This is a genomic window from Nocardia sp. NPDC004151, from assembly GCF_042874235.1.
GTDB lineage: Bacteria > Actinomycetota > Actinomycetes > Mycobacteriales > Mycobacteriaceae > Nocardia.
Map to the genome: position 1 here is coordinate 1 of NZ_JBIAMR010000022.1, position 24329 is coordinate 24329.

The following is a 24329-nucleotide window of genomic DNA, read 5'->3' on the forward strand; positions in this document are numbered from 1 at the left end:
TGGCTGAACCGGATCGAGTGCGAGTTCGCCGCGCTGCGGTACTTCGCGCTCAATGGCACCGATCACCGCAGCCACGACGAACAAGACGACGCGATAGGTACCTACGTCCGCTGGCGCAACCAGCACGCCAGACCCGTCCGCGACTTCGCAGTCGGATCCAAGATCCGCCGACCGGATTACCTATCCAACGTTGCCTGACGCGGCACTAGGTCGCCGTGAGCCGATTTGGCCGACAGCCTCTTGATCGCTAAAAACGGTGCTCAGGCCAGAGGAGGGTGGGGCCGTTTTCGTCGTAGGCGGCCTTGGTGATCCATCGGTGCGAGAAGGTTGGTCGGGCCGACAGTCTCGAGGCGCCGATCCAGCTGGAGTATTGACGGCTGGGTGGGGTTACGACGTTGATCGGATGGTCGGGCGGGGCGAGGCGGGTGAGTTCGGCGGTGAGTCGCTCTGGCAGGCCGGTCAGTAGGCTGGTGCCGCCGGACAGGATGATATTGCCATACAGGGTTTTCCACAGGTCCGGGTCGCAGGTTCTGATCGACTCGTCGATGACTGCGGGCAGCCCGGGGCCGTGCTCACCGAGGTATGAGGGGCGGAATAGTTGTTCGGGGCAGGTGAAGCGTTCGGAGCGGATTTCGATGGGTTTGCCCTTGGACAGTTTGGGGATGCTCATGAGATCAGGGTTGGACTGGGTTCGTTCGAGTTCCTTGTCGTAGTTCTCGGCTACGTAGCAGAGTCTTTCTTTGATTTCACGGACGAAATCCAGATCTGCGATAGATTTCTGGAGATCGAGGCCAATTTCCAGAAGCAGCTGCGAAAGGTAGAACGTCAAAAGAGTTCCGCCGACGTTCAGGCGGCGGACCGCGTGGTCGATGCTGTTGCCCTCATGGATCGGTGTCACGGTCGTGGCGACAGAGCCGATGTCGACCACGAGACCGGTGCCGCGTCCGAAGGCGTGCATGGCCGCCACGCTCGAGTCGGCGATGAAGAGGGCTGGCACCCGGAAGGTTTCGAACATTACCCGGGCCATCTGTTCCCGGTTGTGCTTCGTGATCAGTGGTGGTTCGGTCAGCAGGACCGGATGTTCCTGCGGGTTGATCCGCAGTTGGTCGGCGAAGGTGTGCCGCCATACCGTCGTCAAATCGTCCCAGTCGAAGATCGGGCCGCGCGCGATCGGGTATGACAGCGTCAAGATGTCGCTCTCGGCGAGGGCTTCGGCACCGACATACACGCCCTTGCGAGCGGTCCCGGCCATGACCGCCGACTGTTTCGGCCAGCCGACGAGGTTGGGGAAGACCACTCGGGGCGCAGCGTCCCCACTGAATCCGGCCTTGATCGAATCGGTCCCGCTGTCGATGACCACGGCCCGCAGCGCGTTGTTCTCGGGCATCCCACTCCTGTGTCGTTCTTTTTCTACGTGTTCTGCCCAATGGCTATTCCATTGAGGGGGTCGAGCTGACCCTGCCTGCCGCCCGCCCTCACGTGCCGTTGCCGATGCCGCGCGACCCCCAGGCCGCCGTTGGCATGTCCACAGCGCGAGCAAAGAGGATACGGGCCCAGCACCGGCTATCCCTGACGTTTTAGCCGGTCCAGGAACAGATCCCGATTATGTGTTGCCAGCTCCACCTGGAGCGCATAGGATTCCGGCTGCTCGCGATCGAGACGTAGATACAGCTGCAGGGATTCATTGGCGGCACGTAACGCGTCGGTGAGATCTCCGACATCGGAGATATAGACACCGAGTTGATGCAGGGCCCCGGCCAGAAAGCGGTCGTAGCGCGGTCGGCGTGGGGCAAGGCGGCGCAGGATGTGGACGAGTTCCTCGCCGAGGGGTAGCGCTTGTCGGGGTTCACCGGTCTTGTTGAGGGCCCGGGCCAATTCGTCCAGAGCGGTCAGTAGAACAGGGCCGTACCGATGCGGAGCGTGGGACAGCCGCCCTCGGCACAGGGCGAGAGCTTGCCGTGCGTCGTCCACCGCCTCCCGCTCCCGGCCCAAGCACTGCAGCACGTGCGCGCGCACGCTCAGCGCCGCGGCGAATGCAACCTTGGCGGTCGTGCGCCGAACGATCGTCGCGCGGAGGCAGATTCGCAGCGCCTCCTCGACGTCGATCAGGGCTTCGTCGTACCGACCTGCTGTGGACAGGGCCAGCGCCCGTAACCGTAGCAAGTTGGCGAGGTTCGGACCGAGGCCTGGTAGAACCGAAGCCGATGGCCGCAGTATCGCCACGGCCGTGGTCATGATTTCGGGGTCCCGCGCCCCCCGCTCGATCGTGTCGGCGACGCAATGTGCCATATGGCCCACCTCAATCCTTCCATGCGGCGCATTCGAACTTGGACCAGCCGGTGCTCCAGATGTCGGCCGATACCGTTGCAACCCTCGACCGCCCACACAAGATCGGTGAATCGTCGCCCGGCAGTGAGCATTTCTGCGTAGCCGTTGGTGTCAGTGCCGTATCGGCCGGCGGGCCAGAACCTTGCCGATCGGGTCGATGGCTTCGATGGCTTCGATGGTGGCCTAGCCGAATGCGGTGCGCCCGTTCCGGACACGATCGGTCGCGAACGATGGATGTGCTGAGATTCATGACATACCACGACCAGCACTAAGGCGCTCCGCTGAAGAAGCCCGCGCTTCCCACGTCGCCGGGGTTGTCGGGCCTGATCCAATCTGATCCCCGGCGGTACTCGCGCAGGTACTCCGCATGCCAGCGAGGCCAATCCAGGTAGGCTGCACCCGCGTCCCTTCGGTAGCGCCGGTATTGGCCGCCTGCTGTTCGCAGTGATCGGAGGGATTCGCGCGCGGCTCGGCGGGCTGCTGCGAGTGCTGAGCGCATTTGGGCGGCAGTCAGTTCGACCGATGGATCGGTCTTGATACCGGATTTCCTGAACATGGGTCGTTCCCCTAGGACGGAATCTCGTGCTGGGACAAGCGATTGTTGCGATCCGCCCCCGCGCGTGCGGAACATCCGCTCTTGCCGAATACTGCGTTGACCGGAGCGGTCAGCGCGGTATTCTGCAAGGAGCAACGGGCCGGGGTGATCTCAGGGTGTCCTCGGTGACCGGCAGCGTGTGGGCTCTGACTTCACGCGGTGTGCAGAGCCGCGGTCACCTTGCGGGTCATGTCGTTGACGACCGGATCGGGCTGACCGTTGCGGCTCGCCTGGGCGGCCGCCCCGACCGCGACCAGCACGGTGGTGCGGAAGTTGTCGGCCTCGTCGGGATTCTGCCGCTCGAGCAGGGCCGTCGCGGCGGTCAGGGCCGGAAGGACCTGGTCGGCGAGGTCGGCGACGGTCTTGCCCGACAGGTGGATGTCCTTGGACTTCGCGTTGAGGACGTGTCCGATCTGACCGGTGGCCGACGACAGCGCGATAGAACCGGCGATGGCGGCTTTGTGGGGCTCGGCGGAGGCGGCGGCGACCAGGGAGACGGCACCGTAGCCGGCTGAGCGGATGGTGGCCTTGTCCTGGTCGGTCAGGGTGAGGGCGGCGGACATGATGCGCTCCTTCGAAATCTGGTGTGGCAGTGGCCCGGATCCGGAATCGGGTCCGGGCCGTTGTGTTCGATGCGCCTACTTTGCCCGGAGCGATCGAGCACCCAAGGTCAAGGAAGCACCGGGAAGTTGGCGCGAATGACGTTGTGCGGATCGCGAACTCGCTTGATCGCCCGCAGCCGGGCCAGCGTCTGCGGATCGAAGGCCGCGGCGGCGGACTCTCCGGGCACGAGGAAGGTATACGGCTTGGTGCCGGCGAGGTGAGAACCCAGCGCATCGATGAGCTCGCCGAACCGCTTCTCGATATCGCCGAGCAGGTGGGGCAGACCGAGGCCCAGCAGGTGGAGCGCGTACGGCTCGGTGACCGGGCCACGTGCGCCGCCGTCGGCCGGATTCCTGGCGAGCGCGCCGCCCAGGCGGCGGATCTGGATATTGAGCAGCGGCGCGACCGGCTCCTCGACGAGCGTCTTGACCACCGCGTCGTCCACATCGGTGAGCAGTTCGCCCCGCGACAGGGACGGGCTGGGGTCGGTGGGCTCGGTGGTGATCCGCCCGATCTCGGCGGGGGTGAGCGGTCCGCGGGTGTCGGCGATGACGCCGTCCAGGGAATCGATCCGGGCCGTGCGGTGACGGCCCTCCGCCGGATCGCCCAGGAAGGCGAAGTCGAGGGCGATGGTCGGGGCCGCGCCGGGAATCTGATAGCGCTGCAACCACACCGACAGTTCGTCCGGCGCGCCGGTGGTGAGTTCGGTGAACAGGTCGAAGACCTCCCGGGCGCGCTCGGCGGGCCACATCACGCGGCCGCCGTAGAGCTGCGGAAGCGGGAACAGTTCGAATTCCAGCGCCGTGACGATCCCGAAATCGCCGCCGCCGCCCCGCAACGCCCAGAACAGATCTGGATCGGAATCCGCGGTGACGCGCTGCGCGCGCCCGTCCGCATCGATGATCTCGATCGCGCGCACCGCGTCGGAAGCCCAGCCGTATTTCCTTGCGAACCAGCCGAATCCGCCACCCAGGGTGTAGCCGGTGACGCCCACGACCGGGTTGCTTCCGGCCAGCCCGGTCAGCCCGTGCGCGGCCGCCGCGGCCTGTACCCGTCCCCACTGCACCCCGCTGCCGATGCGCGCGATCCGGTGCTCGGGATCGATGTCGACGCCGTCGAAACGGTTGGTACGCAACAGGATCGCGTCATCGATATCACCGGTCGCACCGTGCCCGGTCGGCTGGGCGACCACCACGCGCCCCGCCGCCCTCGCGTGGGCCAGGACCGCCGCCACATCCTGAGCGTCGGCCACTTCGACGACGGCCGCCACCGACTGTGCAACCGCCGTGTTCCACGGCTGCGCCGCGCGATCGAAACCCTGGTCACCCGGCAGCAGCACACCACCACGGACGGCGGTGCGCAGATTCTCTGCAGCCATACTCAGCCTCGTTCTCTTCGTTGGTCGTATTACTGCTGGATCGACAACACCGGGCCTGGATCTGTGCCATCGACGGTCCGGGCACTACGAGAAGGTGTCGGCAGGGCACCGGCATTCACACGAACGTCCGGCCTCCAGGTCCCGGTTATCGAGGCTAGGAAGCGCCTGCGCGGCACACAATCAGGCATTCGCCCTAGGACATCTGTCGATTTGCTTGCCAATTTCGACCGCCCGTAGGCTACGGCCATGCTGTACGGCCGAGACCTCGAAGAACGCCGGATCAGCACGCTCTTGGATCAGGCCGGTTCCGGTCAGAGCGCCGCTCTGGAGATCATCGCGGAAGCGGGCGCGGGCAAGACCGCACTGCTGGACCGCGCCGTCGAACTCACCGGCGGAACCTGGCGAATCCTGCGTTGCGCAGGAGTCGAATGCGAGTCCGAGCTGCCCTTCGCCGGCCTGCAGGAATTGCTCACAGCCGGGTGGCACCTCGACGCGCTGCCGTTGGATGCCCTGCCGCAACCGCAGTCCGATGCGCTGCGCGCGGTGATCGGACTGGGCGCCACGGCCGGGCAGGTCGACAACTTCCTGGTCGGCTTGGCCACCCTGTCGCTGCTGGCGGAACTGGCGGACCAGGCTCCGGTGCTGTGCGTGATCGACGACGTGCAATGGCTCGATCCGGCATCCACGGCGGCCCTGCGGTTCGCGGCGCGGCGGCTCGGCGCGGAAGGCGTCGTACTGTTGTTCGCCAGCCGCAACGAGGTCGGCCTGCCCGGTGTGCCGACACTGCCGCTGGCGCCGCTGGACGGTTCCGCCGCCGCCGAGCTGCTCACGAGTCGATGGCCTGACTTGAGCCGCGATGCGCGGGAACGTATTTTGCGCGAAGCGGCGGGAAATCCACTGGCGCTGTTGGAATTTCCGCGCATGGACCTGGATTCGCTGCCGATCGGCCCGTTACCGCTGCCCTTCCGTTTGTCCAGCGGGTACCGACAGCAGGTGAACGACCGATCCGAGGCTTCGCGCACCGCGATGCTGGTGGCCGCCGCCGAATCGGGGGGCGATCTGGGGCTGGTGCTGCGGGCGCTCGACGTGCTCGGGATCGATCGGGGCGGGATCACCGAGGCCGAAGTCGCGGGCCTGATAGAGGTCACGGCGCAACGGATTCGGTTCCGGCATCCGCTGGTGCGCGCGGCGGTCTATCACGGCGCGGCGTTCAGCGAACGGCAGGCCGTGCACGCTGCGCTGGCGGCTTGCTCCGAACACGACCCCGACCATCGGGCCTGGCATCTGGCGGCCGCGACGGTCGGGCAGGACGAAGAGGTCGCCGCGCTGCTGGAAGCCGCGGCGTTCCGTGCGGTGAATCGCGCCGGCTTTTCGGCGGCCGCGGCCGCGATGAAACGCGCGGCATTGCTGACCCCCGATCCCGAGAATCGCAGCCGCCGAACAATATTCGCCACAGAGTGGGCCGCGGCGGCCGGTTGTTACCAGAATGCCAGCGAGCTCGCGCGCCAGGCCCGGCAACTGCCGCTGGGTCCTGAGTTCCGGGCGCGACTCGGCTGGGTGGAAGCGATGATCGAGTTCGAACCGGGACACCTGCGCAAATCGCGGGACTCGCTGCTCGCGGCCGCCGAGGAGGTCGCCGCCGTAGAGCCCGAGCGGGCCGGGCCGATGTTCATCGAGGCAGCCCGCGCGTCCTGGTATCTGGGCGACGCCTCCGTCGCCGACACCACGCGGAACAGTCTGGTGGCGTTGCCGATACCGAACGATCAGCGAACGGCGCTGCTCGAAGCCATCGACGGGGCATTGAAGCTGCGATCGGACGACCTGGCCGGGGGAATCGCCATGATCCGGCGCACGGTCGCCGAAGCGCAAGCCGGTCACGACCTGGCGCTCACCGTCACCGGGCAGGCGATGCTGATCGGCGACGTCGAGGACGCCCGCACCCTCGCGCTGCGGGTGCTGGACTACGCCCAGAACCACGGCATGATCGGCAGGTCGGCGCTGGCGGCGGTGTTCGCCGCGAGCGCGGAGATCATGCTGGGCCGGGTGCAGGAAGCCGAGGACCTCGCGACCATGGCCGCGCGGGTGTCGCGGGATATCGGGCAGCTCAACACCATTTCGATCAGCGAGAACTATCTGGCCCTGATTGCCGCGATCCGCGGCGACGAACAGCGGTGCCGGGAATTGCTCGCGCTGCCCTCCGTGACCGCCGGGCAGGACAGCTTCGTCGAGTACGTCCACCGCGAATGGGCCGTCAGCCTGCTCGATCTCGGCCACGGGCGCTACGAGTCGGCACTGGACCGCCTGGACACATTGCATCGCATCCCCAACCGAATTCGCGGTCACTGGGTGCACCTGCTGCGCGATCTGGTGGAAGCCGCGGTACGAGCGGGCCTGCCGGAACGCGCCGCGCGGGCGGTCGAGGAGATCGAACGCTGGTCCGCCGCACTGGGTTCTCCATTCGCCGAAGCGATCATGCTGCGGTCGCGGGCCATGCTGGACTCCGACGGCGACGCCTATGCGCGAGCATTGAAACTGCAAGCCGCCGAAGGTCTTTGGTACGACCACGCCCGCACCGCACTGCTATACGGCGAATGGCTGCGCCGTCAGCGCCGTAGCGGCGAAGCACGCACCCAGCTGCGGTCGGCCGTCGAAACCTTCGATCGGCTGGGCGCTGCCCCCTGGGCCGCACATGCTCGCGCCGAACTCCGCGCCGCGGGCGATAGCGCACTGCGGGCGGAGCCAGGGCCGTTGACCGCCGCCTCGACCCTGACCCCGCAAGAGCTCCAGGTGGCACGTCTGGCCGCCACCGGCGCAACCAACAAGGAGATCGCCGCCAAGCTTTTCATCAGTCCGAAGACCGTGGGCCACCATCTGTATCGGGCCTTCCCGAAACTCGGCGTGACCAGCCGCGTCGAAATCGCCAGGCTCGGGTCCTTCTAGGACGAAGCCTGTCGGCAAGTCCAGGCTCCGCAGAATCCGACCAGACCGTACTGTCTGGTTGCCGACTATGCCGACCTAGACACCCATCTCGCGGAGCTGGGTCAGCGCAGGGCGCAGATGACCTCCGCGCAGGGTCCACCGGTCGAACCACGGCCGGTCCCGCCTCCCGTGCAGCTCAGCGCAGCTGGCTCCGGTGAGCCCGAGTGCACTCCTGCCGATGACACGATGATCTGGGTGTGGTGCTGGTAAGCGCACCACGGTGCCGTCATCGTCAGGTTCGGGCGTTGTAGGCCACCGGCAGGGCTGATTCTGCCGCGTAACGCTGACCGGACCGGCCAGCGCGGGTGCGTGGAAGATCAACGGGCAGGGGGCATCCGAGCCCGCCGACCGGATGTCGTCAATGCACAGTAGTGCCGATGCCGCGCGTCGGGGGTGTCCTCGCAGCGGTCAGTATCCGTTGGCGTCCAAGGCTTCCCGGACGGCTGTGCAGAGCTCGTGATCCATTGTGCCCGGCGGGAGCAGCAAGTCTGCCTGGCGGTAGTTGTACGCCAGGTCGCACTCGCGGACATTGCTCGTCGATAGTCACCGTGGCTGTTGTTCCGCGATGACCGCCCAGTCGTCCGACCCGCGCCCGTCGGCGATGGCCTGCTCGAAGACAGCTCGCAGCAGTTGACCGATCGGGAGGGGAATGTCGTGGTCTGCCGCTGCCTGGAGTGCGAGGTGGAGATCCTTGCGGCCCAGCACCGTGGTGAATCCCGCTGGCTGGTAGCGCCGTTCGGCGATCATCGAGCCGTAGCCGGAGTAAACGGCTCCCGGGAAGAGCGTTGACGTCAGCAGGTCGACGAACTGTCCGGAGTCGACACCGGCGCGTTCGGCGACGCTGACAGCCTCGCCCAGCGATTGGACCGCGCAGGCGATCAGGTAGTTCCCGAGGATCTTCACGATATTGGCCTGCTCCGGACGGTCGCCGAGTCGCCAGGTTCTCGAGCCGATCACGTCGAAAAGGGGCTGCACGCGGTCGATCAGCGCGGGTTCACCGGCCGCGAGGATGTTGAGTGCTCCGGCTTCGGCGACCGGAACACGACCGAAGACCGGTGCCGCGATGTACCCGACACCATGCTCGGCATGCGCTGCACTCGCCCTGCGAGCCAGGCCGGCGCGAACTGTCGCGAGGTTGACGTGAACGGTCCCGTCTGCGGTCCGAGCGAGGGCGCCGGAGTCGATGAAGGTCTCGGCGACGGCCTGGTCGTCGGACAGGACCGAGAAGACCACCGGCATATGCATGGCTTCTGCGACCGAATCGGCACGACGCGCACCCGCCGCGACGAGTTCATCCGCAGGCCCGTCGGAGCGGTTCCACACCATGACGTCGTGGCCGGCTTTCAGGAGATTGCGTGCGATGGGTCTTCCCATTGCTCCGAGACCGATGACCGCGATGCTGCTCATGGGCGCACCCTTTCGTTGAACCATCTAAGGCGGTTCAAGAATGTCATGGGGTTACCCTCGTGTCGAACCGACCAAGGCGGTTCGCGAGGCTGCTGTTGCTCTGTTGCTCACTGTGGAGGCTGGAATGACCGAGGACATACATCAGGTGTTTCGAATGGACAACGGAGTCCTGGCGTTCCGTTTCACCGCCACCGTCAGCGATCGCGCCAGCATGGCGCCGCGAGAGCGACTGGGTACCCCCGCACGACTGAAGCTGTGGCTGCTCGCCGCAGAGTTCGACGTCGCTGACGTGTCTTCGACAGATCTGGAAGACGCCGTCGAACTGCGCGAGGCGATTTACGGGATCGGGTCGGCGATCGCCGCAGGTGAACAGCCAGATTCCGGGGATGTCCGAACCCTCAACGCGGTCGCCGCGGCTGGGCACGCGAAAGCCGCCCTGCAACACGAACGCGCGGGATGGCATCTTACGGAGACAGCCCCTGTCAGGGACGCCCTCGGGGTCCTGGCCACGAGCGCCATCCATATCCTCGGGGGCCCCGACCGCAGCCGCGTCAAGAACTGCGAAGGCCCCGGATGCGCGGGGCTCTTCCTCGATACCAGCCGCGGAGCCAACCGCCGCTGGTGCTCCATGAACACGTGCGGCAACAAGGTCAAGAAGTCGCGGCTCGCCGCGAGCTGACCTGGCAAAGCCGCGATCGGGCAGGCGTGTCGGCGGCCGGAACCTGGTGCGCTGCAGAATGTCCGCTACTGCCGATGACCGAGCACGGCGTCGTGTGAAGCGCCCGCTGGTCGACGGGGTCGATTGTCGGTCCGAGGCTGCCCAGCGGTCGTTCGGGCGGACCGAAAATGAGTAGTCGGCCTGCGCAGCCGATGGAATGATCCACGCGGTTACAGGGGCAGAACGGACGGACGGACACTTTCGGTGGACCTTGATCAAGATGCGATCAGACGGTGGGCTTCACGGGTTGCTGACGAAGCAGAACACAGTGTGTTTTCCCGGCACATCGATGATTTCGGGTTCCGCCCCGAGCACATGATGGACTCGACGCGGTTGCTCGCGGACAGCGCGAGCGCATTTCATGCGCTCTGCGAAGGCGTCGATTGGTCGAATCGGACGGGTGTTGTCGCCGGCTTGGTTCTCCCTCTGGAGGTAAGGGATACTCTGCCTTCGCCGCAATCCCTTCGTGCCGGGATCAATTTCCTGAGGGAGCATCTCGATCGCCATGAGCCGCCTGGGCTCTATCTTCTTCCCGCAGCGAACCTCGGCTGGTGGTCGGATCGGGAAGAGGACTACCGATTCCCGTTCGATCCTCGCAGTGTGGTCGACATTGCGGTCGATTTGGCATTTGTCCGGTTCTTTCGAGCAGAAGACGAGATCGAGGACGGCGGGGTCTACACGGGTGCGATCTATTTGTTCCAATCACCCACGGTGCCACTGCGATTCCACGCGGCAGATGCATCCACGTAGCTGCGCTGGCAGACACCAGCACACTGGGACCCGTGCCACCCAATACAAGATGAACGCACTGCAACGCCGCGACCCGGGCGATCCGAAGGATCAGTGAAGATATTCGAAGGCATCCTCACCCGGTCGCCAGCACATCCACGCCCTATCGACAAACCCAGACAGAGTAGCGATCTCAGGCCCGACGAGTTCGTCGTCGCTGGGGCGCAGCACGATCGCGCCGTTCGGGAATTCCACGCGCAGCCCCGCCTCGAACGCTTCGGCCGTTGCCACGACGTGCCCAGGGATGAACGCCCGCAGCGCATCCCCGTAACCGATCTGCCCCTCTCGAAGCTGGCCGATTTCCGTATGAACCACGGGGAATGCAACGCAGGTGAGTATCGGCACGTCCGCGGAAGCGTCCGAGTCGAAGCACAGCTGTACGTAGTCCATGACGAACACCACCGCGAACAGGTCCCAACTGCCTCAACGGCCGCTGTCCTGACTGGCAACTGGAGATCCACACACCCCTTGGAATCACTCATCTGGTCCGGAGAACATTTCCGCGCGCAAAACCGGACTCTCCACGAGCCCGAACAGCTGGAGGTCGGGGGTACACACCCCAGCACCGCGCTCCGACGTGCGCCGAAAAGTGTGACTCGCAGCGGTAGATGGCGGTGTTGTCGCACCCTCAGGTCGCGCCGGCGCCCGGAACCTGGTGCGGCGCAGAACGTGTGCCGATCCCCGAAATGCCGTCGCCGTCACCAGTCACAACGGCTACTGCCCTTGGTCAGCCGCAACGGGCCCCTTCCCGCGTTCCGCATTGCCCCACAACATGATTAGGGCAAGTGGCCGATAGCGGCTGATTTCCTTGATCGCTACCATCGAGTCGGTCGCCGGGCAGACATTCCCAGCATCTCGAACCGAGGATGGTCCACTATGCGCTGGATGCGATCGAGAGTCTTCGCTGATCCGCCGGTGGAACTCACAGACGCGGAACGCAGACGAGGCGAGCGGGCAGCTCGGCAAGCGGCCCGCGACGCGCGGAAGTCCCTGGTAAGAACAAAGCGGTACCAGTATCGGCGCTACCGGGAAAAGGCCGGTGACAAGTATCTGGATTGGCAACAGTGGCGCATCACATATCTCGAGGAATACAGACGCGGACCCCACCCCGAGTCCACGAAGGGCATCGGCGGAGCGGACAGCTCCCTTGCCAGCTGACGCCGTGGGTCGGGCTGAGCGGGTGAGTCCGTCACTGGCACAGGCAACCTCAGTTGCTACCGAACCATCCGCTCATGGCGCCCCTGTAGGTCAAGACGTGGATGTGGTGCATACCGCGCTGACCGAACCGGCCAGCGCGAGAAGCCAGGCACGCGGGAGCCACAGCTCGGCTGAATCAGGCGGGCCGAGAAGGTCCCATCGATTTCCCGAGATGTCGTTGAAGACAGCGACTTGGCCGTAGGTCTCGGAGCGAGGCTCGGTCACGAACGCCACGCCGGCTTCGGCCATCCGCCGGTAAGGTCCCAGCGAAGTCATCGGGCTACGGCGTCCAGCGCGACCACCGGGCGGACTACCTCGTGACCCTCGGCGGTTCGGACCAGATGCTCAGTCGCTCAACAGGATTCTTTTGCGGACTCGTCTCCGGAGACCGCCGGATACCGGCAGGCTCGCCGGTCGGCTGACTTGCTGGCACCGGAATCCGCTGTGCAGGGCCAGGAATCGCCTGCTGGTCAGCCGTTGCGGGCTGACCAGCAGGCGTCGGGACTACCCGACGGCGGCCGTCAGGGGTGCGCCGAACCAAGCGGCGAGCGCTTCGCGCAGCGTGGACGCGGCGTCCTCGGCGGGTCCGTCGATGGCCGCGACCCAGGCGATATGCCCGTCCGGGCGGATCAGCAGCGCGTCGGCGGGCCGCTGATCCGTTGTGGCGGTGCGGATCTCGACCCGATCGTGCCAGCCTTGGGCGATCTCGCGTAGTTCCGGACGATCGGTGAGCACCAGCAGGATCGGGCGGGCGGTGTGCATGAGCTGGGCGACGCTGCTCGCACCCCGTTCGGTGTCCAGTGCGAAATCCGGTGCGAACGTACCGATCAGCGCATGGTCACCGGCCCCCGGGTACCGGGTGTCATTGGCCGCAATCAGGTCGCCCACCCGCCGCAGTGGCTGCTCGTCGGCGGCCAATTCCTGGAACAACGCCCGCAGCGCTTCGGCCGCCGCATCCAGCCCGCGCCGCAACGCCACCTGCGCCCGGGCGTGCAGACGCGCCCGCGAACCCGCGAAGTGCCGCTCGTCGTGATAGGTGTCCAGCAGCCCCTCCGGCGCCCAGCCACCGATCTCGGCGCCCAGCTTCCACGCCAGGTTCACGGTGTCGAGCATGCCCGCGTTCAGCGCGATACCCGTGGCCGGGAACAGGTGCGCCGCATCCCCCGCCACCAGAATCCGCCCGGCCCGATACTGCTCGGCCTGGCGATCCTTGAACGTGAACCGCGACAACCGCTTCGCGTCCTTCATCGGGATCTCGGCGCCCAGCACCCGGCGGATACTGGCCTGCAGTTCATCCATATCCATCGGCACGTCATCGTCGTATTCGACGGTCTCGTCCTCGGTGGTCGACAAATGCAGCACCCCATCAGGTGTCACCGCGAACGCCAGCTGACCGTTGTCGGTCCGGGTGAATCCCGCCGCGACCCTGCCGAATCCGGGCACCTCGAGATCACCGTTCTCGTGCACGGTCACCTCGTCGCCCACCGAAACCTGTGCCAGCCGCACCACATCCGGATAAGTCGTGCCCGAGAACACGATCCCAGCCATATCCCGAATCCGGCTGCGCCCGCCATCGCAAGCCACCAGATACTGCGCGGTCACGGTGTAGGCCCCCTCCGGCCCGCTCACCTCCGCGGTCACCGAATCCTCGTCCTGCCGCACCCCATTCACCTGATGCCCCCGGCGAACTTCCGCACCGAGTTCATCCGCCCGCTCGGCCAGCAGCCGCTCGATCTCCATCTGCGGCATGGGCAGCACCTTCATCGGCGCCTCCCCGATCCGCGTGAAGTCCAAATGCATTCCGCCGAACGGCAACCGCAACGGCGGATAAGGGTCCGCGCTCGCAGCCTCGAACCGCTCCAGCAACCCGCGATAGCGCAGCAGATCCAGAATCCGCCCCCCGATTCCACTGGCCTTCGGAACATCCCAGAGTTGCGGTTGCCGCTCCAACACCAGCGGCCGCACACCGGCCAGCCGCAGTTCACCGGCCAGCATCAGCCCGGTAGGCCCGGCGCCGACGATGATCACGTCGGTGTCCATCACTCGCACTCCACTCTCCTGTTCCGCGTTTTCGACTACGAGAAGCGATTCTGCGGTATCTCCCGGCTCGTGCCACAAGTGAATCCCCCCCGGTACAGCCACCAGGAGAACTGTCGGCGGGGCAGAACGCCGTACCGTTCGAGCACGTTCGAGTTGGTGGAACCTCCGCATGGTTCATGCCATTGCCGTCACCGGTGTCGAGTATCGACAACGCCCGCTGACTGGTCCAGGTCAGCTCGCCTTCAGGCGCGGCTGGTTCCGCTCAATTCGCCGAGTAACGCCCAGGTTCGCTCCTCGTCGCGTGTCGACCCTATCGCGGTCAGCGCGAAGATCAACTCGTCGGCACCGGCCTGGGCGTAACTAGCTACCGCGTCGGCCATGGTCCGCTCGTCGCCGATGACGGCCAATTCCACTGGATCGGAAACCTTCTCACGGTCCAGCAACGCACGGTAGGTCGGCATCTGGCCGTATCTGTCCATCTGCCGCGCCGCGCGATCGCGTGCGGCGGCGACGTCAGCGGTGACTACGCCGCCCACCGTTGCGATCACACGGGGCATCGGCCGACCGGCAGCGGCAGCGTGTCGAGCAAGTGTGGGGATCGTGAAGTCGGCCAGGGTATCGGGACCGGTGAGCAGCGGGAGGGCACCGTCGGCGAGTTCGGCTGCGACCTGCAGGGTCAGCGGGCCCGAAGTGGCCAGCAGTACGGGCACCGGCGAGTGGACCGTCGGCATCATGCTGCGTGTCGGCGATTTGGCCACCAGCGTCTCGCCGGTGTGGTCGACGGTGCCGGTGTGGAGCAGATCGCGTAGGGCGGTGAGGTATTCGCGTAGATAGCGGATGCGTGGGTGGGTGTTGCCGTAGCCTGCGGCGATCTCCGGCAGTGACAAGCCGAGACCGAGTTCGAAGCGGCCGGCGCTGGCCGCCTGCGCTGTTTGCGCCTGCATGGCCAGTGCGTTGGGGTGGCGTGGGTGGATCGGGACGACCGCCGTTCCGACTGTGATGTCCGGCAACTCGCGCCCGATCAGCGCGGCGACCGCCAGTGCGTCGTAGTCGAACCGCTGGGTCAGCCAGACCGCGGGAACGCCGAGCCCGGCCAGTTTGCGGGCCTGGTCGAGCAGGTAGTCGACGGGATTCACGCCCGAAGTGAGCTGGTTGTAGTAGTCGGTGGGCAGGGATACGCCGATTCGCATACCAACAAAGGTACACCCAGTTTACTTATGCACTCGGTTTACATTTTGGTTAGACTATCCGGCATGACCTCTGGACCGGGCCTGCGCGAGCGCAAGAGGCAGCACACCCGCGCAGCTATCTCCGACGCCGCCCTCCGGCTGTTTGTCGCCGACGGGTTCGACGCGGTGTCGGTTGTGGACATCGCAGCCGCCGCGGAGGTGTCCAAGCGCACGCTGTTCAAATACTTTCCCTCCAAGGAGGACCTCGTCGTGCACCGGTTCGCCGACCACGCCGATGAGGCTGCCCGCGCGGTACGAAACCGGGCACACGGGCAGACGCCCCTGACTGCCCTGCGAGCCGCCTTCCACGCCGGCCTGGACAATCACGAACCCAGCACCGGCCTGTGCGACGCGCCCGAAGTGCTGGCCTGCTATCGATTGGTACTGGATACCCCAGCGCTGACCGCTCGCCTTGCTCACTTCCTCACCAGCGGAGAGGTTGCGCTCGCCCAGACACTCGGGCCACCAAAGGAACTGGACGCGCGGCTAGCTGCCAGCGCGATCATCGCTGTGCAACGCAACCTCAGCCAGGCCAACTGGCACGCACTGGTCAACGGCCAGAGCGCAGCCCAGCGGCATCCTGTGGCAGTCGCCGAGGCAGAACGCGCCTTCGATCTACTTGCCGGGGGCATCGGAGATTGGTTCCCAGATAAGCCTGATCGATAGTCCAGCTGTCCGGGCTGATCGCCCGGGCAACACGCGGCGGCGCGGCCGGGCCCGCGGGGCGGGTCGCCGCTAGGTTGGCGGGGTGGCCGCTGAGAAATCCCCCGCCGGAGACGGCGAACCGAAAGCCCAGGACAGCAATCGAAAAGCCCAGGACACCGAAGATGTGGGCATCCGGCCCGACGCCCTGGTGGCCTCGGTGATTCCCGCCTGGCTGCCGCGCGCGTACCTGCTGGCGGCGGCCACGGTCGCGGGCATCGTGGTGACCTTCTGGGCGCTGACCCGTCTGCAGGGACTGCTGACCGTGCTGGTGGTGTCGCTGTTCCTGGCCTTCGCCATCGAGCCCGCGGTGAACTGGCTGGCCGCGCGCGGCTGGAAACGCGGAGCGGCGACCGGCGCGGTCTTCGCGATCGTGACCGTGGTGCTGGTCGGATTCGTCTGGACCATGGGCGAATTGGTGGTCGGGCAGGTGTCGTCCCTGATCAAGAATCTGCCGCACGATACCCAGAGTGTGGTCACCTGGATCAACGACACCTTCCACACCGACCTCTCGGTCGCCGACATCACCGACCGCACCTCGGAGCTCAGCACCAAACTCCAGACCTGGGCGCTGGACCTCGCCGACGATGTGTGGGGCATCGGCACCACCGCGCTCGGCGTGCTGTTCCAAGGCCTGGGCGTGCTGCTGTTCACCTTCTACTTCGCCGCCGACGGCCCGCGCTTCCGCAACGCCGTCTGCTCGCTGCTGCCGCCGCAACGCCAGCGGCACGTGTTGCGCGCGTGGGACATCGCGGTCGACAAGACCGGCGGCTACCTGTACTCCCGCGCCCTGCTCGCGGCCTGCTCGGCGCTGGCCCATTACGCGGCGATGCGAGTCCTCGGCATCCCGTCCGCCTTCGCCCTGGCACTGTGGGTCGGCGTCGTCTCCCAGTTCATTCCGACCGTCGGCACCTACCTCGCGGGCGCGCTCCCGGTCCTGGTCGCCCTCGCCCACGAGCCGCGCACGGCGCTGTGGATCCTCGGATTCATCGTCGTCTACCAGCAATTCGAGAACTACGTCCTGCAGCCCCGCATCACCGCCACCACCCTCGACATGCACCCCGCCGTCGCCTTCGGCGCGGTCCTGGCGGGCGCGGCCCTGTTCGGCGCGACCGGCGCCCTGCTGGCGATCCCGGTCACGGCCACCGCCCAGGCCTTCCTGTCCGCCTATGTCCGCCGCTACGACGTGGAGGCTCCGGCGCCGACCGCGCACGACTGATCGCTCGCCCGAACCAATCGGTCGGCTCGTATTCCGCCCGGCTCGCCCGCGTCGTACGCTGCGGTGGAACGAAGCTTGGTGAGAGGACTGTGCATGACGGTGACGGACCAGCCGCCCGTCGGCGGCGACACCGCCATTCGGGAATCGCGTTCCGGGGTCATCGAGCGGATGTCGGCCATCTTGGACGCGTTCGACAGTGGGCGGGAATGCCTGCGGCTCGAGGACATCACCGATCGGACCGGGCTGCCGCGATCCACCACCTTCCGGCTCGCGTGCCAGTTGACCGAACTGCAGTGGCTCGTGCACGACGAGCAGGGGTATCGCCTGGGGGCTCGAACGCGGCGGCTCGCGCGGATCACCGACTTCGAGGACATTCGAGCCGCGGCGTCGGCGGCCTTGTCGGATCTGCACGTGGCGACGGGGGCCGTCGCGCATCTGGCGGTGCTCGAGGGCAATGCCGTCCACTATCTGGACAAGGTGGGCGGACCACACGCGGCATCCATTCCGTCACGGGTCGGGGCGCGGCTGGACGCGACGCAGACGGTGTGTGGACTGGCACTGCTGGCCTCGATGGATCCCGAGGACGCGGACCGGGTGTTGCGACTTCCGTTGCGCAGCTCCACTGTTCGGCCGATCGCGCGCCGGCGGGCGGTCCAGGCCGATCTGTATCGGGTGCGGCAGCGCAATGGGCTGGCGATCTCGCTCGGGACCACGTGTGAGATGGGGATCAGCGCGGTCGCCGTGCCGGTGCTGGGTCCGGACGGGCCGGTCGCCGCGATCTCGCTGGCCACCCGGGGTGAGCTCGAACTGCGGCGGATCGCGCCGCTGGTGTTCACCGCCGCCCGCCGCACCGCCGCGGAGATGTTCGCCGACGGGTCGATGGGGGCCGAGCCGCTCGAACCCCCGTTGCGGACGCGCGCCCGGCTGGCTTGAGGCCGTTCAGCTGTTGGTGCCGTCGGCCGGAATGCCGTCGGGTAGTTCGGCGGCCGCGCCCGAACCGGAATCGGCTCCCGGGCAGGAGATCCCGAGCGAATAGGCCGTCATCGACAGCGAGCCGTAGCTGTAACCGTCGACCAGTGTCTCGGTATCCTCGGACGCGGCGGCGGCCAATCCCGCGAGATACAGCAGCGGGATGAAGTGGTCGGGGGTCGGCACCGCGAGGGAGTAGTCACGCTGATCGGTCAGCGCCAGAATGTCCGCGGGCCGGTTCAGCATGAGGTTCTGGGCGGCCTCGTCGAAGCGGCGGGCCCAGTCGAAGCCGGTGTCGGGACGGCTGGGGTCGATGCCGCGCAGATTGTGCACCACATTGCCGCTGCCGACGATGAGAATTCCGCTCTCGCGCAACGCGTGCAGCCGGATGCCGAGCTCGAGATGGTATTCGAGGGGCTTGTCGGCATTGATGCTCAGCTGCACGACCGGGATGTCGGCGTCGGGGAAGGCGTGCCGCAGCACCGACCAGGAACCGTGGTCGATGCCCCAGCTGTCGGTGTCCGCGCCGACCCAGTTCGGTTTGACCGCCTCGCTGACCTCCTCGAACAGCGCGGGCAGCCCGGGCGCGGGGTACTGGACGGCGAACAGTTCGGGCGGAAAACCGTAGAAGTCGTGGATGGTGCGCGGGTGCGGCATCACCGTCACCGCGGTCGCGTTGATGTACCAGTGCGCGGACACGATGAGGATGGCGCGCGGGCGGGGCACGCTGCGGCCGAACGCCTCCCACGCCTGGGTGTACCGGTTGCGCTCCAGCGCGTTCATCGGGCTGCCGTGGCCGAGGAACGCGGCGGGCATGCGGGCGGCCGGATCGGCGGCGGTCATCGATCACCGACCTCGGGCGGCGGGGCGGGCCGCGCGGGTTGCGGTCCGCGCGTGCGGGTCCGGCCGTGGGCGTCGACGGCGGCGTCGAGCGAGAGGTTGATGTCCATCAGCTGGTCGATGGTGTCGCCGTGCAGCCGGACGAACTCCTCGCGGGCCCTGCCGCGACGGAAGGAGATGAACGACCGGTCGGATTCGAGCTGCCAGGTGTACCAGAACAGATACGGCACGGTGAGCACGAAATTGACTATGCCCCACACGATCCAGACGTCGTTGTCGAACCAGCCGTCCGAGGGCATCACCTTCGGGAAGATGTTGTAGATGGCGATCACCAGCATCAGCACCGGCAGCGTGTAGATGCGCGCCATGATGTAGAGCTCGGGCCGCCGCTTCACCAGCGGATAGATCTCCGCGACCGCGAGAATGCAGACGCTCGCCGCGAAGTGCTCCTCCTCGGGCGGGTATCCGCCGAAGGTGAAGCACAGATTCCAGGTGGTGTAGAGGAAGTTCCACGCCATGGTGGTGTAGGCGACGAGCTCGGCATTGCGCCCCGGCAGGATCTCCCAGAACCGTGGCGAGTACGGGATCGTCAGGCACAGGCCCAGTCCCACCGCCGCGTTCCAATAGTTCCCGATCTCGGCGTCCCGCAGCGTGGCCTCGGCGATATTGAGGAACAGGATCGCGTACGGAAACCACAGGAACCGCGGATTGCGCAGGATGTCCCAGAACCGCCCCACCCGCTGTTCGGCCACCGCGACGCGCATCAACCCGACGATGGTCAGCGGAATCAGCACCGACAGGATCTTGGCCCACGAGAACCAGTTCACCAGCCCGATATCGCGTCCGGGCCCCCAGATCCACAGCGGGAACGTCAGCAGCGACAGCCCCCACACCCAGGTCGCCGGACGCGGGTGCAACCGCATGTAATCGACGATCACCCAGAGGATCGCGCAGAACACGAGCATGGACACCGCGGTCACCCAGGTGAATGGGGCCGGGTTCCCCGAAACCGCCTCCGAGGCCGCACTGATCACAGCGATCCCGCCTTCCCACGAACAGACTGGCAACAGCCAGGCAATCACCGATTCTCGTCATCGTGCCTCATGCGCGTCCGATTCCCGCCGCAACGCGCCACAACCGCCGACAGGACGGCCGACCAGCGCCTATCCTGAGTCACAGGTCCGTCCCTGGCGCGGACCGGCTCTCCGCTGCGGACGCATTCACCTCCGGGGGTTGTCTTGATCGACGAGCGGCCGATCGTGTTGACCGATGAGTTCTTCCAGGACCCGCACGCGACCTACGAACGGCTACGCGAGCTCGGGCCGGTCCATCACGTGCGGTTCCCGCACGGCGTGATCGGTTGGCTCGTCACGGATTACACCACCGCGCGGCAGGTGCTGTGCGACCCGACGGTCAGTAAGAACCTGCACGCGGTGGCCGACGACGATCGGCTGGTGGCGGGTGCGACCGTCGCGGATCCGGGCAACAGACGGCACATGCTCAATGCCGATCCGCCGCTCCACACCCGGATGCGCAAGCTGGTCGATCGGGCGTTCACCCCGGCCGCCGTCGCCGCCCTGGCGCCGCGGATCACCGAGATCGCCGACGAGCTGCTCGACGCCATCACGCCCGGTACGACGGTGGATCTGCTGCGGGAGTTCGCCTTCCCGCTGCCGATCACCGTCATCTGCGAACTGCTCGGCGTGCCCGCCGCCGACCGCTCCGACTTCCAGCGCTGGTCGAGCGAACTGGTCAGTGCGCGGAGTCACGAGTCGAAGGCCGATGCCAATGCCCAATTGGCGAAATACCTCGACGATCTGATCGCCGGGCACCGGGCCGAGGGCGGGACCGATGTGCTGTCGGCATTGATCCGCGCCACCGAGGAGGGCGACCGGCTCACCTCCGACGAGCTCCGATCCAATGCCCTGTTGCTGCTCGTCGCCGGACACGAGACGACGGTGAACCTCATCGGCGGCTGTGTTCTCGAACTGCCCGACGATCCCGGAGCCCGGGCCCGGATCGCCACGGATCCGTTGGCCGCCAAGACTTTCCGGGAAGAGGTCCTGCGGTTCCACAGCCCGGTCAATATCGCGACCTTCCGCTACACGACCGCGCCGCTCACCCTCGGTGAGGTCCGCATCGAGCCCGGCGAGTTGCTCATGGTGTCCCTCGGAGCGGGCAATCGCGACCACACCCGCTTCGACGAGCCCCACACCTTCCACGCCGACCGAATCGACAATCACCACATCGCCTTCGGCTACGGAGCCCACTTCTGCCTGGGCGCGTCGCTGGCGCGGCTCGAGGCCGATATCGCCCTGGCCCGGCTGCTCGCCCGGTTCCCCGCGCTCACCGTCAGGGAGCGCGAGCGGTTGCGCTGGCGGCCGAGCCTGGTCATCCACGGTCTCAGCGAACTGCCGGTCACCTGCCGCTGACCGATCGGGTGGATGGGACACTGTCGGGACCATTCACCCGATCCGGCGAGGAGGACCCGGCGCTGTGCCGAAGATCCGGGCGGCGACCGTCGCCGAACACCACGCGGCCCAGCGGCGCGCGCTGCTCGACGCGGCGCGGGATGTGCTGACGGCCGGGCAGGTGCCCACGCTGACCGAGGTGGCGACACGGACCGGACTCGCGCGGCCAAGCGTCTACCAGTACTTCAAGTCACGCGACGACCTGCTGATCGCGGTGCTGGAGGACGCGTTCCCGCGCTGGAGCGCGCGCATCGCCGAGCAGATGGGCCGGGCCGCGAATCCGGCGGAGCGGGTGCTCGAATACATCACCGCCAATATCGATCTCGTCATGGAGGGCGAGCACGCCGTGGCGCGGGCGCTGGCATCCGCCCTGCCGAACAACGACATGGCCGGGCGCGCACGGCAGTTGCACGATGGGCTCACCACACCGCTCACGGCCGCGTTGGCGGAGCTGGGCGCGGCCGATCCGGAGCTGACGGCCGAGCTGGTGAACGCGATCGTGCATGCCGCGACCCGGATGGTCGAGGCCGGCACCGAACCGACGGTGGTCGACGCGCGGGCGCGGGAGCTGGTGGCCCCGTACCTCGCGGCGCTGACGGGCTAGCGGCGCGGGGTCTACGGCAGGATCGAGTCGACGTAGCCGCCGTCGACCCGCAAGGCGCCGCCCGTGGTGGCCGAGGCGAGCGGGGAGCTGAGGTAGACCACCATGTTCGCGATCTCCTCGGGCTCGATGAGGCGCTGGATCAGCGATTGCGGGCGGTGGGCGCGCATGAACTCGCGCTGCGCCTGATCCCACGGCAGCGCGGGGTCCACCAGCTGGTAGACGAAGTCCTCCACCCCGGCGGTGTGCGTCGGCCCGGCGATGACCGAGTTGACCGTAACCCCGGTTCCGGCAGCGTCTTTCGCGAATCCGCGCGACAGCGCCAGCAGCGCCGTCTTGGACACGCCGTAGTGGATCATCTCCTCGGGAATCACGATGGCCGAGTCGCTGGCGATCTGCAGCGCGCGACCCCAGCCCCGGTCGATCATGCCCGGCAGATAGGTGCGGATCAGCCGGGCCGCGGCCAGCACATTGACCTCGAAGTAGGTGCGCCACTGCGCATCGGTGATCTCCCGCGCGGGCACGGCCCCGAAGATCCCGAGGTTGTTCACCAGGATGTCGACGGCGGGCAGTTCGTTCAGCAGTCGATCCACACCCTCGGCGGTGGCGACGTCGGCGGTGACGCCGTGCGCGTCGGCCCCGGTGACCCGCAGTTCGGCGACCGCGGACTCGACCCGGTCGGCGGTGCGACCGTTGACGGCGACGCGCGCTCCGCTGCGGGCCAGTCCGGCGGCGATGGCCAGCCCGATGCCCTGGGTGGAGCCGGTGACGAGTGCGGTCTTGCCGGTCAGGTCGATGTTCACGAGCGACACTCCTTCGCAGGGGACGACCGCGCGGCCGCGGTTCGCGCCGTGGCCGAGTCTATGGCCGCGGCCGGAGCCGATCGCGCAGCGAGATGTCGTTCGGCGAGGCGCGCGGGTGCGCGGACAACTAAGGTCACGTCCCAAAAACAGGGAGTACCGCGTGACCACACACACCGAAGCCCGCCCCTACCCGTTCGGGGAGCCGGTCCGGCTCGATCCGCCGCCGCTCGCGGCGAAACTCCAACGTGAGGAACCGATTTCGCGCATCCTGCTGCCGTTTGGCGGCGAGGCCTGGCTCGTCACCCGTTACGCGGATGTGCGCTCGGTGCTCAGCGACCCCCGCTTCAGCCGCGCCGCCACCGTGGGCCGGATGGATGTGCCGCGGGTGCGGGAAACCCCTGCGCTGCCGAACATTCCGACCAGCATGGACCCACCGGAGCTGACCCGGCTCCGCAAACTCACCATGACCGCGTTCACCTCGCGCCGGGTCCAGCAGCTGCGCCCGCGCGCCGAACGCATCGTCGACGAGCTGCTCTCCGCCATGGAGGCCGCGGGCTCGCCCGCCGATCTCGTCGAAGCGCTGGCGTTGCCGCTGCCGGTCACCGTCATCTGCGAAATGCTCGGCGTCCCACCACAAGACCAGCATCGCTTCCGCGATTTCTCCGACGCGATCATGTCCACCACCGCGGTCAGCGACATGGAGCGCGCGATGGCGTACGCCGCCGTCGCGGGGTATCTGACCGAGCAGATCGCCGTACGCCGCGAACGACCGGCCGACGACCTGCTCGGCGCGCTGGTGGCGGCACGAGACAACGAGGACCGGCTCAGCGAGGAGGAGCTGATCACCCTCGGCATCACCCTGCTGGTCGCCGGGCACGAGACCACGGCGAACCAGATCGCCAACTTCACCTACGTGCTGCTCACCGAACCGAGCGAATGGGACCGGCTGCACGCCGATCCCGGGCTGGTTCCGACCGCCATCGAGGAGCTGCTGCGCTACATCCAGGTCGGCAACGGCGGCGCGTTCCCCCGCATCGCCACCGAGGACATCGAACTCTCGGGCACGCTGATCCGCGCCGGGGAATCGGTCTTCGTCGATCTGCAGGCCGCCAATCGCGACGAGACGGTATTCCCCGATCCCGACACCCTGGATCTGACCCGGCATCACAACTCGCACTTGACTTTCGGCCACGGATTCCATCACTGCGTCGGCGCGCAGCTGGCCCGACTCGAATTGGATGTCACGCTCACCGCGATGCTACACCGATATCCACAATTGCGCTTGGCGGTTCCGGCGGACGCTATCGAATGGAAAACAGGCATGCTGTTGCGTGGCCCGAAGGCGCTTCCGGTGGCCTGGTAGCCAAGTGAATACGCGCTGACCAATACAACAAATCCGACTTATCCCAGCGCGACAACGGCATTGACAGACCAGTCTGTCCACCCGCCCAGATCACACCC

Annotated in this window: 20 protein-coding genes and 1 pseudogene; 10 read left to right on the forward strand and 11 right to left on the reverse strand. The window is 67.0% G+C overall.

The features are described 5' to 3' along the window. A pseudogene (locus ACFYTS_RS33460) lies at window positions 1–198 on the forward strand (IS630 family transposase); the annotation flags it as partial. A 49-nt stretch (window positions 199–247) separates the two neighbouring features. On the opposite strand, the gene ACFYTS_RS33465 reads toward ACFYTS_RS33460, so the two are convergent. The 4 genes from ACFYTS_RS33465 to ACFYTS_RS33480 all read right to left on the reverse strand — a co-directional run bounded on the left by ACFYTS_RS33465 (window position 248) and on the right by ACFYTS_RS33480 (window position 4904). Further along, on the reverse strand, window positions 248–1387 hold the full coding sequence (locus ACFYTS_RS33465; protein WP_387309330.1) for an actin, cytoplasmic 2: 1140 nt from the start codon (window positions 1385–1387) through the stop codon (window positions 248–250). A gap of 176 nt (window positions 1388–1563) precedes the next feature. Continuing rightward, window positions 1564–2289, reverse strand: a complete 726-nt coding sequence (locus ACFYTS_RS33470) for a tetratricopeptide repeat protein (RefSeq protein WP_387309399.1) — start codon at window positions 2287–2289, stop codon at window positions 1564–1566. A gap of 786 nt (window positions 2290–3075) precedes the next feature. Then, window positions 3076–3486 (reverse strand): hypothetical protein, encoded by a 411-nt coding sequence (locus ACFYTS_RS33475; RefSeq protein ID WP_387309331.1) that lies wholly within the window; start codon window positions 3484–3486, stop codon window positions 3076–3078. 107 nt (window positions 3487–3593) lie between these two features. After that, complete coding sequence (locus tag ACFYTS_RS33480; protein WP_387309332.1) at window positions 3594–4904, reverse strand: FAD-binding oxidoreductase; 1311 nt, start codon at window positions 4902–4904, stop codon at window positions 3594–3596. Window positions 4905–5150: 246 nt separating this feature from the next. Between ACFYTS_RS33480 and ACFYTS_RS33485 the strand changes: the two genes are divergently transcribed. Beyond that, window positions 5151–7844, forward strand: a complete 2694-nt coding sequence (locus tag ACFYTS_RS33485) for a LuxR C-terminal-related transcriptional regulator (protein WP_387309333.1) — start codon at window positions 5151–5153, stop codon at window positions 7842–7844. A 582-nt stretch (window positions 7845–8426) separates the two neighbouring features. Here the strand turns inward: ACFYTS_RS33485 and ACFYTS_RS33490 are convergent. After that, window positions 8427–9290 carry an NAD(P)-dependent oxidoreductase gene (locus ACFYTS_RS33490; protein ID WP_387309334.1) on the reverse strand — a complete coding sequence of 288 codons (864 nt, stop codon included), beginning with the start codon at window positions 9288–9290 and terminating at the stop codon, window positions 8427–8429. Between the two features lie 124 nt (window positions 9291–9414). Here ACFYTS_RS33490 and ACFYTS_RS33495 point away from each other — a divergent pair, with 124 nt between their 5' ends. Further along, window positions 9415–9969 (forward strand): CGNR zinc finger domain-containing protein, encoded by a 555-nt coding sequence (locus ACFYTS_RS33495; protein ID WP_387309335.1) that lies wholly within the window; start codon window positions 9415–9417, stop codon window positions 9967–9969. A 243-nt stretch (window positions 9970–10212) separates the two neighbouring features. Then, a complete protein-coding gene (locus ACFYTS_RS33500; protein ID WP_387309336.1) occupies window positions 10213–10758 on the forward strand; it encodes a hypothetical protein in 546 nt (181 codons plus the stop codon). 90 nt (window positions 10759–10848) lie between these two features. Here the strand turns inward: ACFYTS_RS33500 and ACFYTS_RS33505 are convergent, their stop codons facing one another. From ACFYTS_RS33505 to ACFYTS_RS33515, 3 genes are all read right to left on the reverse strand, one after another. Continuing rightward, window positions 10849–11187: a hypothetical protein gene (locus ACFYTS_RS33505; protein WP_387309337.1), complete on the reverse strand. Its 339-nt coding sequence runs from the start codon at window positions 11185–11187 to the stop codon at window positions 10849–10851. Window positions 11188–12498: 1311 nt separating this feature from the next. Beyond that, window positions 12499–14034, reverse strand: coding sequence for an FAD-dependent monooxygenase (locus ACFYTS_RS33510; RefSeq protein ID WP_387309338.1), 1536 nt, complete (start codon window positions 14032–14034; stop codon window positions 12499–12501). Between the two features lie 242 nt (window positions 14035–14276). Continuing rightward, window positions 14277–15224 (reverse strand): TIGR03564 family F420-dependent LLM class oxidoreductase, encoded by a 948-nt coding sequence (locus tag ACFYTS_RS33515; RefSeq protein ID WP_387309339.1) that lies wholly within the window; start codon window positions 15222–15224, stop codon window positions 14277–14279. Window positions 15225–15287: 63 nt separating this feature from the next. Between ACFYTS_RS33515 and ACFYTS_RS33520 the strand changes: the two genes are divergently transcribed. From ACFYTS_RS33520 to ACFYTS_RS33530, 3 genes are all read left to right on the forward strand, one after another. Beyond that, window positions 15288–15929 carry a TetR/AcrR family transcriptional regulator gene (locus ACFYTS_RS33520; protein ID WP_387309340.1) on the forward strand — a complete coding sequence of 214 codons (642 nt, stop codon included), beginning with the start codon at window positions 15288–15290 and terminating at the stop codon, window positions 15927–15929. A gap of 82 nt (window positions 15930–16011) precedes the next feature. Beyond that, window positions 16012–17184, forward strand: coding sequence for an AI-2E family transporter (locus ACFYTS_RS33525; RefSeq protein WP_387309341.1), 1173 nt, complete (start codon window positions 16012–16014; stop codon window positions 17182–17184). 93 nt (window positions 17185–17277) lie between these two features. Further along, the gene (locus ACFYTS_RS33530; protein WP_387309342.1) at window positions 17278–18117 is read left to right on the forward strand and encodes an IclR family transcriptional regulator; all 840 of its coding nucleotides are present in this window, start codon (window positions 17278–17280) and stop codon (window positions 18115–18117) included. A 6-nt stretch (window positions 18118–18123) separates the two neighbouring features. Here the strand turns inward: ACFYTS_RS33530 and ygiD are convergent, their stop codons facing one another. After that, window positions 18124–18969 (reverse strand): 4,5-DOPA dioxygenase extradiol, encoded by an 846-nt coding sequence (ygiD, locus tag ACFYTS_RS33535; protein WP_357287249.1) that lies wholly within the window; start codon window positions 18967–18969, stop codon window positions 18124–18126. 23 nt (window positions 18970–18992) lie between these two features. Further along, the gene (locus tag ACFYTS_RS33540) at window positions 18993–19964 is read right to left on the reverse strand and encodes a hypothetical protein (RefSeq protein WP_387309343.1); all 972 of its coding nucleotides are present in this window, start codon (window positions 19962–19964) and stop codon (window positions 18993–18995) included. A gap of 288 nt (window positions 19965–20252) precedes the next feature. On the opposite strand from ACFYTS_RS33540, the gene ACFYTS_RS33545 reads away from it, so the two are divergent. Both ACFYTS_RS33545 and ACFYTS_RS33550 read left to right on the forward strand, forming a co-directional pair. After that, entirely contained in the window at window positions 20253–21425 is a 1173-nt protein-coding gene (locus tag ACFYTS_RS33545) for a cytochrome P450 (protein WP_387309344.1), read from the forward strand. Window positions 21426–21489: 64 nt separating this feature from the next. Further along, window positions 21490–22068: a TetR/AcrR family transcriptional regulator gene (locus ACFYTS_RS33550; RefSeq protein WP_387309345.1), complete on the forward strand. Its 579-nt coding sequence runs from the start codon at window positions 21490–21492 to the stop codon at window positions 22066–22068. Window positions 22069–22079: 11 nt separating this feature from the next. On the opposite strand, the gene ACFYTS_RS33555 is transcribed toward ACFYTS_RS33550, so the two are convergent. Continuing rightward, window positions 22080–22868 carry an SDR family NAD(P)-dependent oxidoreductase gene (locus ACFYTS_RS33555; protein WP_387309346.1) on the reverse strand — a complete coding sequence of 263 codons (789 nt, stop codon included), beginning with the start codon at window positions 22866–22868 and terminating at the stop codon, window positions 22080–22082. 160 nt (window positions 22869–23028) lie between these two features. On the opposite strand from ACFYTS_RS33555, the gene ACFYTS_RS33560 reads away from it, so the two are divergent. After that, window positions 23029–24231, forward strand: coding sequence for a cytochrome P450 (locus ACFYTS_RS33560; protein ID WP_387309347.1), 1203 nt, complete (start codon window positions 23029–23031; stop codon window positions 24229–24231). The last annotated feature ends 98 nt before the right edge of the window (window positions 24232–24329 follow it).